The organism is Enterobacter chinensis, assembly GCF_034008295.1.
Taxonomy (GTDB): Bacteria; Pseudomonadota; Gammaproteobacteria; order Enterobacterales; family Enterobacteriaceae; genus Enterobacter; species Enterobacter chinensis.
In genome coordinates this window covers 1-17,983 of sequence record NZ_JARDVI010000007.1, presented here as the reverse complement: position 1 = coordinate 17,983, position 17,983 = coordinate 1, and the positions used below count along the sequence as shown (strand labels likewise).

The window sequence follows — 17,983 nt, the reverse complement described above, 5'->3', positions numbered from 1 at the left end:
ATACCTGTTGAGAGACTTAAGTGGCGGGTGGCGCTTCGCTTACCCGCCCTACGGAGTTCTGTAGGCCCGGTAGCGCAGCGCCACCGGGCGAATTACACATGTTACGCGCTGCGGCGCAGCATACCTTGCTTTTTCAGCCATACCAGCAGGATCGAAATCGCCGCGGGGGTAACGCCCGAGATGCGGGACGCCTGGCCGATTGATACCGGTTTATGATCGTTCAGCTTGGCGATGACTTCGTTGGAAAGGCCTGTTACCTGACGGTAGTCCAGCATTTCCGGCAGCAGCGTATTTTCGTTGCGCTGCTGTTTTTCAATCTCATCCTGCTGACGCGCGATGTAACCTTCGTATTTCACCTGAATCTCAACCTGCTCTGCCGCTTCAGCGTCTTCCAGGCCTGGCGCGAATGCGCTCAGTTTTACCAGATTCTCGTAGGTGACTTCAGGGCGACGCAGCAAATCTTCACCGCTGGCTTCACGCGAGAGCGGCGCAGTCAAGTGAGCGTTCACTTCAGCTGCGGTTTCCGCCTGTGGATTCACCCATGTCGTTTTCAGGCGCTGACGTTCCTGTTCAATGCGTTCCAGCTTCTCGTTGAAGCGCGCCCAGCGCTCGTCATCGACCAGACCCAGCTCACGTCCCATTTCGGTCAGACGCAGGTCGGCGTTATCTTCACGCAGCATCAGGCGATATTCTGCGCGAGAGGTAAACATACGGTACGGTTCTTTGGTACCCAGGGTGCAGAGATCGTCAACCAGCACGCCCAGATAGGCCTGAGAACGACCCGGTGCCCAGCCCTCTTTCTCGGCTGAGAAACGTGCGGCATTCAAACCGGCAAGCAGACCCTGTGCAGCCGCTTCTTCGTAGCCGGTGGTGCCATTAATCTGACCCGCGAAGAACAGACCGTGGATGAATTTGCTCTCCAGAGTCGGCTTCAGGTCACGTGGATCGAAGAAATCGTACTCAATAGCGTAGCCAGGGCGAACGATTTTCGCATTCTCCATACCCTGCATTGAGCGAACAATTTGCATCTGCACATCGAACGGCAGGCTGGTGGAGATACCGTTCGGGTAAATTTCGTTGGACGTCAGCCCTTCAGGCTCCAGGAAGATCTGGTGCTGGTTACGATCGGCAAAGCGCATCACTTTGTCTTCGATCGACGGACAGTATCGTGGGCCGATCCCTTCGATCACTCCTGCGTACATTGGGCTGCGATCGAGGTTATTGCGGATCACATCATGGGTTTTCTCGTTGGTGTGCGTGATGTAGCACGGAACCTGCTGCGGATGCTGCGCCGCATTGCCCATAAACGAGAAGACCGGCATTGGGTTATCACCGTGCTGTTGCGCCAGCACGCTGAAATCAATGGTGCGCGCATCAATTCGCGGAGGCGTGCCTGTTTTCAGGCGGCTAACGCGCAGTGGCAGTTCGCGCAGACGGCGAGACAGTGGAATAGACGGTGGATCGCCAGCACGGCCACCGCTGTAGTTATCCAGACCGATATGAATTTTACCGTCCAGGAATGTGCCCACAGTCAGCACCACGGCTTTCGCGCGGAATTTGAGGCCCATCTGGGTCACGGCACCCACTACGCGATCGTTCTCAACGATAAGATCTTCAACAGCCTGCTGGAAGATCATCAGGTTAGGCTGGTTCTCCAGGGCGGTACGCACAGCCTGACGGTAAAGCACGCGGTCTGCCTGAGCACGGGTCGCACGTACGGCGGGACCTTTACTCGCGTTTAGTATCCTAAACTGAATGCCCGCCTGATCGATCGCTTTCGCCATCAGGCCGCCAAGTGCATCCACTTCTTTTACCAGGTGTCCTTTCCCAATGCCGCCAATCGCCGGATTACAGGACATTTGTCCCAGCGTGTCGATATTGTGTGTCAAAAGCAGGGTCTGCTGACCCATACGCGCTGCGGCCATTGCGGCCTCAGTGCCTGCATGACCCCCGCCAATGATGATGACGTCAAAAGGATCCTGATAAAACATGGTGGTCTGCCTCGCATAAAGCGGTATGAAAATGGATTGAAGCCCGGGCCGTGGATTCTACTCAACTTTAGTCTTTCGAGAAAGCATTGGGATCCTGGGCTATTAAAAAGAAGATCTTTTTATTTAGAGATCTGTTCTATTGTGATCTCTTATTAGGATCGCGAACCTGTGTGGATAAGTCCGATCTCATAAAGAAGATCATGAGGTTAGAAAGGATCGTTTGCTGTGAATGATCGGTGATCCTGGACAGTATAAGCTGGGATCAGATCGCGACTTTATACACAGGACAAAAACTAAGCGGCAGTTGTTCTTGGGATAACTACGGGTTAATACGAGCTTTTAACCAGAGTTATCCACATCTGTTCGCGCGATCTTTAATCGTTTTTGAGTAAATTTTTCCATTCCGCGAGCCAGATCTCGGCTGGATCCTCCGGAATGTCATGATCGAGGATGTTGATCTTGAGCGTTTCACCCAGCTGTTTTGCTCCGCAAGAGGTGACAGCGGCTTCGACTTTCTCTATTGCCCCGCAAAAGGTGTCATATTCACGGCTGCCGATCCCTACTGCGCCAAAACGGACGTTTGACAGGTCGGGCTGCTGTTCAAGCAGTTCGTCATATAAAGGTTGCAGATTATCCGGAAGATCGCCCGCGCCGTGCGTGGAGGTGATCAACAGCCAGACCCCGTCAGCCGGGAGATCTTCAAGCAACGGGCCGTGCAGGGTTTGTGTGGAAAAGCCCGCATCTTCCAGCTTTTCAGCCAGATGTTCCGCTACGTATTCCGCACCGCCAAGGGTGCTGCCGCTGATAAGGGTAATGTCCGCCATTGATCGCTCGCCCAGATAAAGAGGGGGCCATTGTACGCTGTGAACGAGCTGGGATCTACCTGTGGAAAATGTGGGAATGAATTTGCCCGATCACGGGCGGATGGTACGCATGATCGGGTTTTGCAGGGAGATCAGTGTCTCGGTGGACTGAATTTCATCGATTGTTTGGATCTTGTTGATAAGTACCTGCTGGAGGGCGTCGATGGATCGGCACATGACCTTAATAAAGATGCTGTAGTGCCCGGTGGTGTAGTACGCCTCGGTGACTTCATCCAGCGCGTTTAGCTTCGCCAGGGCGGAGGGGTAGTCTTTAGCGCTTTTTAGGATGATGCCGATGAAGCAGCAGACGTCGTAACCCAACTGCTTAGGACTGACGTCAATGCGTGCGCCGGTAATGATCCCCGCCTGCTTCATCTTCTCTACGCGAACGTGAATGGTTCCCGGGCTGACGCCAAACTGTTTCGCCAGTTCGGCATAGGCGGTACGGGCATTGGCCATTAACGCCTCCAGAATGCCGCGGTCGAGATTGTCGATCTGATAATTTTCCATAGCTTTTTCTTATGAAGATTAATGAATCACTCTATTCTAGCGTCTAATTTTAGCGAATCAAAAGTGAAGGTGGCTTTTTGTTGATGGGTTATTGAATAAGGTGCCATTTCTGTTGCTTAATCAATACCAACAGGACGCAGGAGTATAAATAATGAAAACCGCTTACATCGCAAAACAACGCCAGATCAGTTTCGTTAAATCCCATTTTTCTCGCCAGCTGGAAGACAAGCTGGGTCTGATTGAAGTTCAGGCACCTATTCTCAGCCGTGTGGGCGACGGGACGCAGGATAACCTCTCTGGATGCGAAAAAGCGGTACAGGTAAAAGTGAAAACATTGCCAGACGCCCAGTTCGAAGTGGTCCACTCCCTTGCGAAATGGAAGCGTCAAACCCTGGGACAACACGACTTCAGCGCGGGCGAAGGGCTCTACACGCACATGAAGGCCCTTCGCCCCGATGAAGACCGCCTGTCTCCGATTCATTCCGTTTACGTTGACCAGTGGGACTGGGAGCGCGTAATGGGTGACGGTGAGCGCCACGTCGGTACGCTGAAATCTACCGTTGAGGCGATCTACGCCGGGATCAAAGCGACCGAAGCGGCAGTAAGCAAAGAGTTTGGCCTGGCACCGTTCCTGCCGGAGTCGATCCACTTTGTCCACAGCCAGGAACTGCTGAGCCGTTTCCCGGATCTGGATGCCAAAGGCCGCGAGCGCGCGATCGCCAAAGAATTAGGTGCCGTGTTCCTGATCGGGATCGGCGGCAAACTGTCTGATGGCAAACGTCACGACGTTCGTGCGCCGGATTATGATGACTGGAGCACTGCGGGTGAGGGAGAATTTGCCGGTCTGAACGGCGATATTCTGGTCTGGAACCCGATACTGGAAGACGCATTCGAGCTTTCTTCTATGGGGATCCGCGTGGATGCTGACGCGCTGAAGCGCCAGCTGGCGGTCACCGGCGATGAAGATCGTCTCAAGCTAGAGTGGCACCAGGCGCTGCTGCGCGGTGAAATGCCACAGACGATAGGTGGCGGTATCGGCCAGTCCCGCCTGACCATGCTGTTGCTTCAGTTACCGCATATCGGTCAGGTTCAGTGTGGTGTCTGGCCGCAGCAGGTTCGCGAAAGCGTCGGCTCTCTTCTGTAACTAACGCTGCCAGCGTCTGAGCAGGCGGCTACGCAACCCGGTATCAAAGCGCCATATATGATCGAAGATGCGCATGATGCCGGGTTTTCCATGGGAGGACATTGCCACTGCATGAAAACGGTGCTGATGCACCCGCTGTAACTCCTTCACTTTATTGACCACGTCATCCGGCAGTCGCTGGGCAATAAAATCAGAAATCACCACCGCGTCAGCGTCGTACCAGTCGCCCCCCTGCATCCGCTCAACGATGCTGCGAAAGCAGCTGGCCAGATCGGTACCACCGCGAAAACGCTGGCTTAAAAAGCGGATCGCCTGTTCGAGTCCCTGCTGGTTCGTCAGTTCATAACCCACCACTTCGCTGGAGAAAAGCATAATGAAGCAGCGACGGCGATCGGCGAGGGCCACGCGCATCAGAGCCAGACAGAACGCCTTTGCACACTGTTCGTTAAACCCGCCCATCGATCCGGACGTATCCACACAAACAATGAATGGCCCGCGCGGCTGTTCATCAAAATCCTGATGAACGACCGGCCGCTGGCTGAGCTTCTCGCGCCAGGCTTCGCCGTGCAGCCGGTAGGTGAGGAGCTGCTTTTCCACCAGCCGACGGTAAAATTCATACTCCAGCTCGGTCATCCCGAGCGTGCTCAGCTCCGTGGGCAGCAGACGCAAAATGTCATCGCTCTGCTGGAGCCCGTCCACCTGTTCGGGCACGGTAGCCGGTTCGCGCACCAGAGTGCGGAAAGTTTCCATCGGGGCATCTTTCTTTGGGACCGACTTTGCCTCCCTTGAACGTCCCAGCTGTTCTGCAAGCTTCATCAGCTCGGGCTGCTGCGCCAGAAAATCGCCGTACTTGACGATCAGCTGATAATCCCCGCGCCGAAGCTGACCGGCGCTCATATCCCAGAGACGCCCTGCGGCGTTCTCATTTTCCACCAGCACCTGTTCCAGCTGGCCGCTTAAGGTCATGCGTTCCTGAACTTCACTCAGTAGCTGTTCACGCTCTTCATCCAGCAGTTGCTGGTTTAGGGTCGTGGCCTGAACCACCAGGCTGAGACGCCAGCGCTGTAAAAAGAGGGTATGCAGGGCGGGGGTAAAGGTAGCGTTATCCGTAACCAGCGCCCGGGCCTGGCTGGCAAAAGGGGAATGTACTTTATCGAGCAACGTCAGGGTTTGCGGGAGCTGGACGATAAACTGCGACGTGGAAAGGCGCTGGCACTGCTGATAGCAGGCCACCTCGTCCGTTAACTCTGGCGGAACCTCGGTCTCTTTGAACCGCTGGCGCAGGTTTTCCCGCCAGCGCGGCAGATCGTCCGTCATCGCTTTTTTAAGCTTCGGGAATTTTTCAAAAAAGGCCGCCAGCTGCGGCGAAGCCAGAAGTGTTATGACCACTTCTTCGATCAACCCTTCTTCGCTGACGGCCAGCATAACGTTAAGTGTATCCAGAGTTAGCATTGACGCGCCTGTTTGATCTGTGCGCTTACATCCTGCAGGCTGGCTTCGATGCGACCTAACCAGTCGCTATGAATAAAGAGGCATTTTTGCTGTTCGCTAAAGCGGGTGTGCTGCTGGTGCCATTCTGTATCCAGGGCTTCCAGCTGCTGTTTAATCACGTCGGGGACGCTGTCAGAGGCGGTTCCTGGAAGGGCAAGACGCGAGCCCTGCAGGCTTACGTCGCGGATCACCAGATGCTGGCTGCTGTCCACTTCCATATTCAGCGGCTGCGCGAAACCGATGCCGTTGAGCTTTCCACGGATCTCCCCGCCCTTATCCAGCCACTGTGCCAGCGTCTCGCGCTCAATAGAGACGTGCACCACCTGCATATCATGCAGTTTGAGCGGTTGCTGGAGCAACAGCGTCAGCGTTGGGCTGGTCAGTTCAGCGGGTAGCTCATAGTGCGGTTTGCGGGCGAACATTCCCCCCAGGCGATTCACTTTCAGCGCGGTTTTGTCACTTTGCTGCTGCTGGAGCTGAATGCGCTGCTGGGCAATCGCCCCCAGCTGGTTGAGCATTGCCTGCTGTCCCCAGGCGTGTCCGGTCATCAAAACGTCAAGCTGCTGCTGCATCAGATTCATACCTTCTGCGTCGTGCCAGAGGCAGTCTTTCAGCAGGATCAGATCGATTGGCGCAACGGCATCCCGCCCGCTAAACAGGGCGCTGGCCTGCAGCAGGCGGATCGCTTTTTTCCAGCGGCGATCGGAGACATAGGGCGCAGAAGGAAGGAGATCGAGCTGCTGGCGTAGCAGATAGATCAGCTCAAAGACGGCGTCCGGCAGTTTGATTTTGCCAATATCCTGTTGCCACTGGTGATACTCCTCATCCGTCACCTGAAGCGAAGCGGATACCGGGTTTTCACTCTCATCCTGCTGGCTGACCAGCATGGAGCGGAAGTTGGATTTATCCTGTACTTTCTCCAGCCACAGGCGGATCAGCATGCGGTCATACAGCGCTTCCAGGCTGCTGTCGGCTTCAGGCAGTTCGTTTGAGGCGGCCACCAGCAGGCGCATCGGGATTTTCTCTTCACTGGCGCCGTTGCGGAACCGGCGTTCGTTTATCGCCGTGAGCAGGGTGTTCAGAATAGCCGGTCCCGCTTTCCAGATTTCATCGAGAAAAACAATCTCCGCTTCCGGAAGATACCCTTCTGTCAGACGCTGGTAGCGCCCTTCGTCTTTCAGCGCCTGAATGGAGAGCGGGCCAAAAACTTCTTCTGGAGTGGAAAACCGGGTCATGAGGTATTCGAAGGCGCGGGCGTTCTGAAACGCAAACTTTAATCTGCGGGCAATCAGGCTTTTGGCAATGCCCGGTGGACCCAGCAAAAATACGCTTTCACCGCTCAACGCCGCCAGTAAACAGAGGCGAATGGCGTGGCTGCGCTCGAATAGACCTTTCTCCAGCGCGCCGCTGAGGCGGGAAATTCTTTCTGCTAATAAATGTGAGTGAGCCATAATAGTTTTGCATCCTTTCGCCGTCGTGGCGGCCAATTGAAGCGAGTATAGACGTTTCAGTTAGGGCTGGTAATAGACTGAAGTGCGGCGCAATTTTCTTTGCGCTACATTAATGCGGTTGCATTTAGGGGTACGATTTTGCAATGAATCGTGCATACTGTGCGCTTTTTGTGGGCCAAGGGACTAGGCACACATTTGTTATTTAAACGAAAAGACTAGTCTATGAGCACTGATAATAAGCAATCATTACCCGCAATAACGCTTGCGGCGATCGGGGTTGTCTACGGTGATATCGGCACCAGCCCGCTTTATACGCTTCGTGAATGTCTGTCTGGCCAGTTTGGCTTTGGTGTTGAGCGCGATGCCGTGTTTGGCTTCCTGTCACTCATCTTCTGGCTGCTGATCCTGGTGGTTTCTGTTAAATATCTCTCCTTCGTGATGCGTGCTGATAACGCAGGTGAAGGCGGGATCCTGACCCTGATGTCCCTGGCAGGGCGGAATACGTCAGCCAGAATGACGTCTGTGCTGGTCATTATTGGCCTGATTGGCGGCAGCTTCTTCTACGGGGAAGTGGTGATAACGCCCGCTATTTCGGTGCTCTCGGCGATAGAGGGGCTGGAGATTATTGCTCCGCAACTTGATTCATGGGTGGTTCCGCTGGCCATTATTGTCCTGACGCTGCTGTTCATGATCCAGAAGCACGGTACAGGGCTGGTGGGCAAACTGTTTGCACCGATTATGCTGGCCTGGTTCCTGATCCTTGCGGCGCTTGGTTTACGCAGCATTATTGCTAACCCGGAAGTGCTGCACGCGCTGAACCCCTACTGGGCGGTGCATTTCTTCCTTGAGTACAAAGTGGTTTCCTTCGTGGCGCTGGGGGCGGTCGTGCTCTCCATCACCGGGGTTGAAGCGCTGTATGCTGATATGGGTCACTTCGGCAAACTGCCTATTCGCGTGGCATGGTTTATTGTGGTACTGCCGTCGCTGGTGCTGAACTACTTCGGTCAGGGTGCGCTGTTGCTCAAAAACCCGGAAGCGATTAAGAACCCATTCTTCCTGCTGGCGCCTGACTGGGCGCTGGTGCCGATGCTGATCCTGGCGACGCTGGCGACCGTTATTGCCTCTCAGGCGGTGATTTCCGGCGTGTTTTCTCTGACGCGCCAGGCCGTGCGTCTGGGTTATCTCTCACCGATGCGCATCATCCATACCTCAGAGATGGAGTCGGGCCAGATTTACATCCCGTTCATTAACTGGCTGCTCTATTTCGCTGTTGTCATTGTCATCGTTAGCTTCGAGCACTCCAGCAACCTGGCGGCGGCGTACGGCATTGCGGTAACCGGTACGATGGTGCTGACATCGCTTCTCTCCACCACGGTGGCGTACCGAAACTGGCACTGGAATAAATTCCTCGTGGCGATGATTCTGGTGGGCTTCCTGTGCATCGACGTGCCGCTGTTCTCTGCGAACCTCGACAAAATTGTCTCCGGTGGCTGGCTGCCGCTGACGCTGGGTCTGGTGATGTTTATCGTCATGACTACATGGAAAAGCGAGCGTTTCCGTCTGCTGCGCCGCATGCATGAGCACGGTAACTCCCTGGAGGCGATGATTGCCTCGCTGGAGAAATCACCGCCGGTTCGCGTGCCTGGCACCGCGGTGTATATGTCTCGTGCCCTGAACGTGATCCCGTTTGCTTTGATGCATAACCTCAAGCACAACAAAGTGCTGCACGAACGCGTCATTTTGCTGACGCTGCGCACCGAAGATGCGCCGTATGTTCACAACGTGCGTCGCGTACAAATCGAGCAGCTTTCGCCGACATTCTGGCGTGTGGTGGCGAGCTACGGCTGGCGTGAAACGCCGAACGTGGAAGAGGTGTTCCACCGCTGCGGTCTGGAAGGGCTGAGCTGCCGTATGATGGAGACGTCGTTCTTTATGTCCCACGAATCGCTGATTATCGGCAAGCGCCCGTGGTATCTGCGCCTGCGCGGCAAGCTGTATCTTATCCTGCAGCGTAACGCCCTGCGCGCGCCGGACCAGTTTGAGATCCCGCCTAACCGCGTCATTGAGTTGGGAACGCAGGTCGAGATTTAAGCTCCTTAAAATGCCGGGTGGCGCTTCGCTTACCCGGCCTACTCACACTCAATACCCCCGCCTAAATTTACTTTTCATTTCACTTAGCGAAACGTTTCGACGTCGATCACAAATCTGTTACGTCATGATGGTTTTCTGAACATTCTTGAGATTAAACTGATGTCAGCGAAACGTTTCGCTAGTGGAGCAAGAAAATGAAGAAAGGCACGGTACTTAACTCAGAAATCTCATCGGTTATTTCCCGTCTTGGGCATACCGATACGCTGGTGGTTTGCGATGCAGGCTTACCGGTTCCGCGCAGCACAACCCGTATCGATATGGCATTAACGCAGGGCGTACCCTCGTTTATGCAGGTACTGGACGTGGTGACCGCGGAGATGCAGGTTGAGGCGGCCATTCTCGCAGCAGAAATCAAACAACATAATCCGCAACTCCACGAAACGTTGCTCAGCCACCTTGAGCAGCTGCAACAACACCAGGGAAACACCATAGAAATTCGTTACACAACGCACGAACAATTCAAACTACAAACCGCAGACAGTCAGGCGGTGATTCGCAGCGGGGAGTGTTCCCCGTATGCGAATATTATTCTCTGTGCTGGCGTCACCTTCTGAGGCCATCATGGACGCATTACTGCAACTTAAAGGGATCGATAAGTCGTTCCCGGGCGTAAAAGCCCTCTCCGGCGCGGCGCTGAACGTCTACCCCGGGCGAGTGATGGCGCTGGTGGGTGAGAACGGCGCCGGCAAATCCACCATGATGAAAGTGCTGACCGGTATCTATCAACGCGATGCCGGTTCACTCGTCTGGCTGGGTAAAGAGACCACCTTCAACGGCCCGAAATCTTCTCAGGAAGCGGGCATCGGTATTATCCACCAGGAGCTGAACCTGATCCCGCAGCTGACGATTGCGGAGAACATCTTCCTCGGCCGTGAGTTTGTTAACCGGTTTGGCAAAATCGACTGGAAAACCATGTATGCCGAAGCAGACAAGCTGCTGGCGAAGCTGAACCTGCGCTTTAAGAGCGACCGCCTGGTTGGCGATCTCTCCATTGGCGATCAGCAGATGGTGGAAATCGCGAAGGTGCTGAGCTTTGAGTCGAAGGTCATCATTATGGATGAACCGACCGACGCCCTGACCGATACCGAAACCGAATCTCTGTTCCGCGTCATCCGCGAGCTGAAATCGCAGGGGCGCGGGATTGTCTATATCTCTCACCGCATGAAAGAGATCTTCGAAATCTGCGACGACGTTACCGTCTTCCGCGACGGGCAGTTTATTGCCGAACGTGAAGTGGCGACGCTGACCGAAGATTCGCTGATTGAAATGATGGTGGGACGTAAGCTCGAAGATCAGTATCCGCATCTGAACAAAGCGCCTGGTGAGATCCGCCTGAAGGTGGACAATCTCTGCGGTCCGGGTGTGAACGACGTGACCTTTACCCTGCGCCAGGGCGAGATCCTGGGCGTGGCGGGCCTGATGGGCGCCGGCCGTACCGAGCTGATGAAAGTGCTTTACGGTGCGCTGCCGCGATCCAGCGGGTATGTCACCCTCGACGGTCATGAAGTGGTGACTCGCTCGCCGCAGGATGGCCTCGCGAACGGTATCGTCTATATCTCCGAAGACCGCAAGCGCGATGGCTTAGTGCTCGGCATGTCGGTAAAAGAGAACATGTCGCTTACCGCGCTGCGCTATTTTAGCCATAGCGGCGGTACCCTGAAACACAAGGACGAACAGCAGGCGGTCAGCGATTTTATTCGTCTCTTTAACGTCAAAACCCCGTCAATGGAGCAGGCTATTGGCCTGTTGTCCGGCGGTAATCAGCAGAAAGTGGCAATTGCACGTGGCTTGATGACGCGCCCGAAAGTGTTGATCCTTGATGAGCCAACCCGCGGCGTGGACGTCGGGGCTAAGAAAGAGATTTATCAGCTGATTAACCAGTTCAAGGCCGACGGTCTGAGCATCATTCTGGTCTCTTCCGAGATGCCAGAAGTATTAGGCATGAGCGATCGCATTATCGTCATGCATGAAGGGCATCTCGGCGGTGAATTCACTCGCGAGCAGGCCACCCAGGAAGTTCTGATGGCTGCCGCTGTGGGCAAGCTTAATCGCGTGAATCAGGAGTAAGAAGATGACTACCCAGGCTGTTTCTGGTCGCCGTTATTTCACCAAGGCATGGCTGCTGGAACAAAAATCGCTGATTGCCCTGCTGGTGCTGATCGCGATTGTGTCCACCATGAGCCCGAACTTTTTCACCGTAAATAACCTGTTCAACATTCTTCAGCAGACGTCCGTAAACGCCATTATGGCGGTTGGGATGACGCTGGTGATTTTGACTTCGGGTATCGATCTGTCCGTCGGTTCCCTGCTGGCGCTCACCGGTGCGATTGCCGCTTCGATTGTAGGGATTGAAGTCAACGCGCTGGTGGCCGTTGCAGCTGCACTGGCAGCGGGCGCGGCGATTGGTGCCGTTACCGGTGTGATTGTGGCGAAAGGCCGCGTTCAGGCGTTCATCGCCACGCTGGTGATGATGCTGTTGCTGCGCGGTGTGACCATGGTTTATACCAACGGCAGCCCGGTGAACACGGGCTTTACCGATAACGCCGATCTGTTTGGCTGGTTCGGTATCGGTCGTCCGCTGGGTGTCCCGACGCCGGTCTGGATCATGGCTATTGTCTTCCTGGCGGCATGGTACATGCTGCATCACACCCGTCTGGGTCGTTATATCTATGCGCTGGGTGGCAACGAAGCGGCAACCCGTCTGTCTGGCATCAGCGTTAATAAAGTCAAAATTATCGTTTACTCGCTGTGCGGTCTGCTGGCGTCTCTGGCGGGCATCATCGAAGTGGCGCGCCTCTCTTCCGCGCAGCCAACGGCGGGTACGGGTTATGAGCTGGATGCCATTGCGGCAGTGGTTCTGGGCGGTACGAGTCTTGCGGGCGGTAAAGGTCGCATTGTTGGGACATTGATCGGCGCACTGATTCTCGGTTTCCTGAATAATGGTTTGAATTTATTAGGTGTTTCCTCCTATTACCAGATGATCGTTAAGGCAGTGGTGATTTTGCTGGCGGTACTGGTAGACAACAAAAAACAGTAACTGACGACACTACAGGACATCTTAGATATGAACATGAAAAAACTGGCTACCCTGGTTTCTGCTGTCGCGCTGAGCGCAACCGTAAGTGCTAACGCCATGGCGAAAGACACCATCGCGCTGGTTGTCTCTACCCTGAACAACCCGTTCTTTGTCTCCCTGAAGGACGGTGCGCAGAAAGAAGCGGACAAACTGGGCTACAACCTGGTGGTGCTGGATTCACAGAACAACCCGGCGAAAGAGCTGGCTAACGTTCAGGACTTAACCGTTCGTGGGACCAAAATTCTGCTGATCAACCCAACCGATTCTGACGCCGTCGGTAACGCCGTTAAGATGGCAAACCAGGCGAAGATCCCGGTAATCACCCTGGACCGTCAGGCAACGAAAGGCGAAGTTGTAAGCCACATTGCGTCTGATAACGTGCTGGGCGGTAAAATTGCCGGTGACTACATCGCGAAGAAAGCAGGTGAAGGCGCGAAAGTTATCGAACTGCAGGGGATTGCCGGTACTTCCGCAGCCCGTGAGCGTGGCGAAGGCTTCCAGCAGGCTGTGGCAGCGCACAAATTTAACGTGCTGGCGAGCCAGCCAGCAGACTTCGACCGTACTAAAGGTCTGAACGTTATGCAGAACCTGCTGACCGCACATCCTGACGTGCAGGCTGTGTTCGCGCAGAACGACGAAATGGCGCTGGGCGCGCTGCGTGCCCTGCAGACTGCAGGTAAATCTGATGTGATGGTTGTCGGATTTGACGGCACGCCAGATGGTGAAAAAGCGGTAAATGATGGCAAACTGGCTGCGACCATCGCTCAGCTGCCTGAGCAGATTGGCGCGACTGGCGTACAAACTGCTGACAAAGTGCTGAAGGGCGAAAAAGTTCAGGCCAAATACCCGGTTGACCTGAAGCTGGTCATCAAGCAGTAAAAGGCGAATCAGGCAGTCGCTGGCTGCCTGAGGGACACCAATAAAGAAAAGTGTGGCATACGCCACCGGGTAACACCGGTGGCGCTCTCAGATGGACAACCCAACCATGAAAACCGCAGGCAACCTCGTCGTCCTTGGCAGTATCAATGCCGATCACATTCTTAACCTTGAATCGTTCCCGACGCCGGGCGAAACCGTCACGGGTAACCATTATCAGGTGGCATTCGGCGGTAAAGGTGCCAACCAGGCCGTTGCCGCCGGGCGCAGCGGGGCGAATATCGCGTTTATCGCCTGCACGGGTGATGACGATACCGGTGAGCGAGTGCGCAAACAGCTCGCCAGCGATAACATTGATATCGCACCGGTCAGCGTTGTTGCAGGGGAATCTACCGGCGTAGCGCTGATTTTCGTCAACGCGGAAGGTGAGAATGTCATCGGTATTCATGCAGGCGCTAACGCCGCATTAACTACCGATCGTGTTGAAGCGCAACGTGAGTGTATTGCGAATGCCGAAGCGTTACTGATGCAGCTGGAATCGCCAGTGGAAAGCGTGCTGGCCGCTGCCAGCATTGCGCATGAAAATCATACCACTGTTGTACTTAATCCTGCGCCTGCCCGTGTATTATCAGACGAATTGCTGGCGCTGGTGGACATCATCACGCCAAACGAAACCGAAGCTGAAAAACTGACGGGCATTCGTGTTGAAAATGATGACGACGCAGCGCGTGCGGCAAAAGTACTGCACGATAAAGGCATTGGTACCGTGATTATCACCCTGGGCAGCCGTGGGGTGTGGGCAAGCGTAAATGGTGAAGGCCGTCGCGTGCCGGGCTTTAAGGTGAAGGCGATTGATACTATCGCGGCGGGAGATACCTTCAATGGTGCTCTGGTGACCGCGCTGCTGGAAGGCAAGAGAATGGATGATGCGATCCGCTTCGCGCATGCTGCTGCAGCGATTGCGGTGACGCGCAAAGGTGCCCAGCCTTCCGTTCCATGGCGTAAAGAGATAGATGAATTCTTAAGTCAGCAGGGGTAACGCTTGGCCACAATGAAAGATGTCGCCCGCCTGGCGGGTGTTTCTACGTCGACAGTCTCTCACGTGATTAATAACGACCGCTTCGTCAGCGAGGCGATTCGGGAGAAGGTCGAAGCGGCAGTTAAAAATCTCAACTATGCGCCGTCGGCCCTGGCGCGCAGCCTCAAACTGAACCAGACGCGTACTATCGGCATGCTCATCACCGCCAGTACCAACCCCTTTTATTCTGAGCTGGTTCGCGGCGTAGAGCGCAGCTGCTTCGAGCGCGGCTACAGCCTGGTGCTGTGCAATACCGAAGGGGATGAGCAGCGCATGAATCGTAACCTGGAAACGCTGATGCAAAAACGCGTCGACGGGTTACTGCTGCTCTGCACCGAAACGCATCAGCCCTCGAAAGAGATTATTCAGCGCTACCCTTCTATTCCAACGGTGATGATGGACTGGGCGCCCTTCGACGGCACCAGCGATCTGATTCAGGATAACTCCCTGCTGGGCGGGGACATGGCAACCCAGTATCTGATCGATAAAGGCTATACCCGTATCGCCTGCATTACCGGTCCGCTGGATAAAACTCCCGCGCGTTTGCGTCTGGAGGGATATCTTTCGGCGATGGCGCGGGCGGGGCTTGCCATTCCTGAAGGCTACCGTATTACCGGTGATTTTGAATTTCACGGTGGCTTTGAGGCGATGCAGACATTACTGGAGCAAGCGCAGCGTCCACAGGCCGTATTTATTGGCAACGATGCGATGGCGTTTGGTGCCTATCAGGCGTTGTACCAGGCAGGCCTGCGCGTGCCGGACGATATGGCGGTGATCGGCTACGATGATATCGAACTGGCAAGCTACATGACGCCGCCGCTGACCACTATTCATCAGCCGAAGGATGAACTGGGCGAGCTGGCCGTCGATGTACTGATCCACCGTATGGCGCAGCCCACGCTGCAACAGCAACGTCTGCAGCTTACTCCTGTTCTGATGGAACGGGGTTCGGTTTAGACTTTGCTTTATGGCGTTCTTTGATCAGGTTGCGTCCATCTTTCGGTTTTAACAGCATAAAGACCAGCGCCGAAACCACGGTGAGCGCACCCATGGTGATAAAGGTATAGTGGAACTGCTCAACGGTATTCGCGCTGTCAAAACCCTCATAAAATCGCAGCACCGCTGCACTCACGGCAACCCCTAAACTGATCGACAGCTGTTGCGTTACCGCCAGCACGCTGTTGCCGCTACTGGCGTTTTCGTCAGTCAGATCGGCGAGGGTGATGGTGTTCATCGATGTGAACTGCGTCGACATCGCCATGCCCAGCACAAACAGCGGCAGGATCAGCATCCAGACGGGAAGCGAGGCAGATTGTAGCGAGAACTGCGCAATCATCAGACCGATAAATACCGTCACGCCAACCAGCGTCTTACGATAGCCAAACCAGCGCAGCACTTGCGTAACGGTTGATTTGGCCAGAATAGAGCCCATTGCGGTAGGGGCCATCATGCAGCCTGCAATCAGCGCTGGGTATCCGAACCCGACCTGCAGCATGAGCGGCATTAAAAAGGGTACGCAGCCTGTCCCCAGGCGTGACGCAATGTTGCCCGCAATCCCTACGGAAAACGTGCGGGTGTTAAAGAGTCCGAGGGAGATTAACGGCGTCGGGTGACGGCGTGCGTGACGTATATAAAGAAGGAACAACAGAACACCGCTGAGGATAACGGAGAGCGCAATCCATGTTGCCACGATCTTCTCACCAAACAGCTCCATCCCGCTTGAGAAGAGCACCAGGCTCAGGCCAAACAGGAAAAAGCCGCCCATATCGAAGCTGCGCCTTGGCGTGGTGAAGTTCGGCATATATTTACGTGCATAAAGCAGCCCGGCTACGCCAATCGGAATATTAATCAGGAAGATCCAATGCCAGCTTGCCCAGGTGACAAACACGCCACCGAGTACCGGGCCAAGTATCGGGCCGACCAGACCCGGCATGGTGACGAAGTTGAGCACGGGAAGCAGTTCGCTTCGTGGATAGGCTCGCAGCAATGCAAGGCGCGCCACGGGCATCATCATCGCACCACCAATGCCCTGTAATACGCGGAAGATAACCAGCTCTGTTAAGGATGAGGAGAGCGCACAGGCCAGCGAACCGAGCGTAAAGAGCGCCACGGCCAACATGAAAACTCGGCGGGTGCCGAAGCGGTCAGCCAGCCAGCCGCTGACCGGGATTAACATTGCGACCGTCAGGGTGTAGCTGATAATGGCGGACTGCATCGCCAGCGGGGAGCGGTTGAGGCTTTGCGCAATAGCGGGAAGCGCTGTGTTGAGGATGGTGGCATCCAGTGCCTGCATAAAAAACGCCATGGCTGCAATCCACGGCAATCCGGCCATGCTGCGCGCTTTTTTCGTTGTCATTTATTTACCTGCTGGTGGTTTGGCGCAGCCAGCAATGCCTGGCACGCATTCAGGGCTCGCTGCCCGTCGCTTTCCTGAATGGCATCCACTATCGCCTGATGCAAATCCAGTTTTACCACTTCGTCTTGTGTAATAGAGGTAAAGTAGGTGTGGTACACCGAATGGAATAAAGAGGCAAAAGAGGTGAGGAACGGATTAGCGCTCATCATATAGATATGTTCATGCCAGGCCATATCGACTTCAACCCATCGTTCGCGGTTGAAGTGTTTTTTCAGGAACACCATCTCTTCCATCAACGCGTTAAGCTGCGCTTTCTGCTCTGCCGTCCCGAGCGTGGCGGCGAGAAGGCATGCCTGGGGTTCAAGGCTGCTGCGCATCACCAGAAAGTGATCGACGACCTGATGAAAGTTGTCTTCCGTCATCCACCAGGAGAGCAGCTCCTGATCGAGAAAATTCCAGTTACTCTGAGGCATCACGCGTGTGCCAATACGAGGACGTGGAAGCACCATACCTTTTGCCGTTAGGGTTTTCACCGCTTCGCGCACGGCGGTTCGGCTTACCCCAAACTGCTCACCCAGCTCCATTTCACCCGGCAGGATGCTGCCCGGGGCATATTTACCCGCTAAAATCCGCTGAGCCAGCTTTTCTGCCAGCACATACGACAGGTTTTTTTGGGCGGCCAGCTGTTGTGCGCTTAATGGCATCGCTTTTATTCCTTAATGATTCATGCTGATAATTATGCCATCTCGAATGTGATTGTGGTTGCAGATACATCAAATAGAACAATTTGTAGCTTGATTTCACCGCTGTTGGTGAAAAAAGACACGGTTAGAAACTTTTTTTAAATTTCCCCTTGTCACCTAAGAATAACTCCCTATAATGCGCCTCCACTGACACGGAACAACGGCACACACGCCGCCGGGTCAGCAGAGAAAAGCGAAAATAAGCGCTTGACTCTGAATGAGGAAAACGTAATATACGGGACCTCGCAACGGT

The 17,983-nt window shown here is 54.8% G+C and carries 15 protein-coding genes; 8 read left to right on the top strand and 7 right to left on the bottom strand.

The window, feature by feature from the left end; genetic code table 11:
* Window positions 1–101: 101 nt before the first annotated feature.
* From mnmG to asnC, 3 genes are all read right to left on the bottom strand, one after another.
* Window positions 102–1,991 (bottom strand): tRNA uridine-5-carboxymethylaminomethyl(34) synthesis enzyme MnmG, encoded by a 1,890-nt coding sequence (gene mnmG, locus PYW49_RS19110; RefSeq protein ID WP_320387240.1) that lies wholly within the window; start codon window positions 1,989–1,991, stop codon window positions 102–104.
* A 374-nt stretch (window positions 1,992–2,365) separates the two neighbouring features.
* On the bottom strand, window positions 2,366–2,815 hold the full coding sequence (gene mioC, locus PYW49_RS19105) for an FMN-binding protein MioC (RefSeq protein ID WP_023333917.1): 450 nt from the start codon (window positions 2,813–2,815) through the stop codon (window positions 2,366–2,368).
* Between the two features lie 90 nt (window positions 2,816–2,905).
* Entirely contained in the window at window positions 2,906–3,364 is a 459-nt protein-coding gene (asnC, locus tag PYW49_RS19100; RefSeq protein ID WP_008500198.1) for a transcriptional regulator AsnC, read from the bottom strand.
* Window positions 3,365–3,515: 151 nt separating this feature from the next.
* Here asnC and asnA point away from each other — a divergent pair, with 151 nt between their 5' ends.
* On the top strand, window positions 3,516–4,508 hold the full coding sequence (asnA, locus tag PYW49_RS19095) for an aspartate--ammonia ligase (protein ID WP_320387239.1): 993 nt from the start codon (window positions 3,516–3,518) through the stop codon (window positions 4,506–4,508).
* Here asnA and viaA read toward each other — a convergent pair whose 3' ends face one another.
* Both viaA and ravA read right to left on the bottom strand, forming a co-directional pair.
* Window positions 4,509–5,960: an ATPase RavA stimulator ViaA gene (viaA, locus tag PYW49_RS19090; RefSeq protein ID WP_134348227.1), complete on the bottom strand. Its 1,452-nt coding sequence runs from the start codon at window positions 5,958–5,960 to the stop codon at window positions 4,509–4,511. It abuts the gene before it with no gap.
* On the bottom strand, window positions 5,954–7,450 hold the full coding sequence (ravA, locus tag PYW49_RS19085; protein WP_320387238.1) for an ATPase RavA: 1,497 nt from the start codon (window positions 7,448–7,450) through the stop codon (window positions 5,954–5,956). Before ravA ends, viaA begins: the two co-directional genes overlap by 7 nt.
* Before the next feature lie 222 nt (window positions 7,451–7,672).
* Here ravA and kup point away from each other — a divergent pair, with 222 nt between their 5' ends.
* The 7 genes from kup to rbsR all read left to right on the top strand — a co-directional run bounded on the left by kup (window position 7,673) and on the right by rbsR (window position 15,588).
* Window positions 7,673–9,541 (top strand): low affinity potassium transporter Kup, encoded by a 1,869-nt coding sequence (gene kup, locus PYW49_RS19080; RefSeq protein WP_134348225.1) that lies wholly within the window; start codon window positions 7,673–7,675, stop codon window positions 9,539–9,541.
* A gap of 194 nt (window positions 9,542–9,735) precedes the next feature.
* A complete protein-coding gene (rbsD, locus tag PYW49_RS19075; RefSeq protein ID WP_320387237.1) occupies window positions 9,736–10,155 on the top strand; it encodes a D-ribose pyranase in 420 nt (139 codons plus the stop codon).
* A 7-nt stretch (window positions 10,156–10,162) separates the two neighbouring features.
* On the top strand, window positions 10,163–11,668 hold the full coding sequence (rbsA, locus tag PYW49_RS19070) for a ribose ABC transporter ATP-binding protein RbsA (RefSeq protein ID WP_320387378.1): 1,506 nt from the start codon (window positions 10,163–10,165) through the stop codon (window positions 11,666–11,668).
* Window positions 11,669–11,672: 4 nt separating this feature from the next.
* Window positions 11,673–12,638 carry a ribose ABC transporter permease gene (gene rbsC, locus PYW49_RS19065; protein ID WP_134348223.1) on the top strand — a complete coding sequence of 322 codons (966 nt, stop codon included), beginning with the start codon at window positions 11,673–11,675 and terminating at the stop codon, window positions 12,636–12,638.
* Between the two features lie 27 nt (window positions 12,639–12,665).
* On the top strand, window positions 12,666–13,556 hold the full coding sequence (gene rbsB / locus PYW49_RS19060) for a ribose ABC transporter substrate-binding protein RbsB (protein ID WP_047347400.1): 891 nt from the start codon (window positions 12,666–12,668) through the stop codon (window positions 13,554–13,556).
* A gap of 106 nt (window positions 13,557–13,662) precedes the next feature.
* A complete protein-coding gene (gene rbsK / locus PYW49_RS19055; RefSeq protein WP_320387377.1) occupies window positions 13,663–14,592 on the top strand; it encodes a ribokinase in 930 nt (309 codons plus the stop codon).
* 3 nt (window positions 14,593–14,595) lie between these two features.
* Complete coding sequence (rbsR, locus tag PYW49_RS19050) at window positions 14,596–15,588, top strand: ribose operon transcriptional repressor RbsR (RefSeq protein WP_320387236.1); 993 nt, start codon at window positions 14,596–14,598, stop codon at window positions 15,586–15,588.
* Here rbsR and mdtD read toward each other — a convergent pair.
* Together mdtD and PYW49_RS19040 are read right to left on the bottom strand one after the other, a co-directional pair.
* Window positions 15,554–16,987, bottom strand: a complete 1,434-nt coding sequence (mdtD, locus tag PYW49_RS19045; protein WP_134348221.1) for a multidrug transporter subunit MdtD — start codon at window positions 16,985–16,987, stop codon at window positions 15,554–15,556. The two genes, rbsR and mdtD, sit on opposite strands and share 35 nt — an antisense overlap.
* On the bottom strand, window positions 16,984–17,691 hold the full coding sequence (locus PYW49_RS19040; RefSeq protein WP_047347397.1) for a FadR/GntR family transcriptional regulator: 708 nt from the start codon (window positions 17,689–17,691) through the stop codon (window positions 16,984–16,986). The genes mdtD and PYW49_RS19040 overlap by 4 nt, the downstream gene beginning before the upstream one ends.
* Window positions 17,692–17,983: the final 292 nt, after the last annotated feature.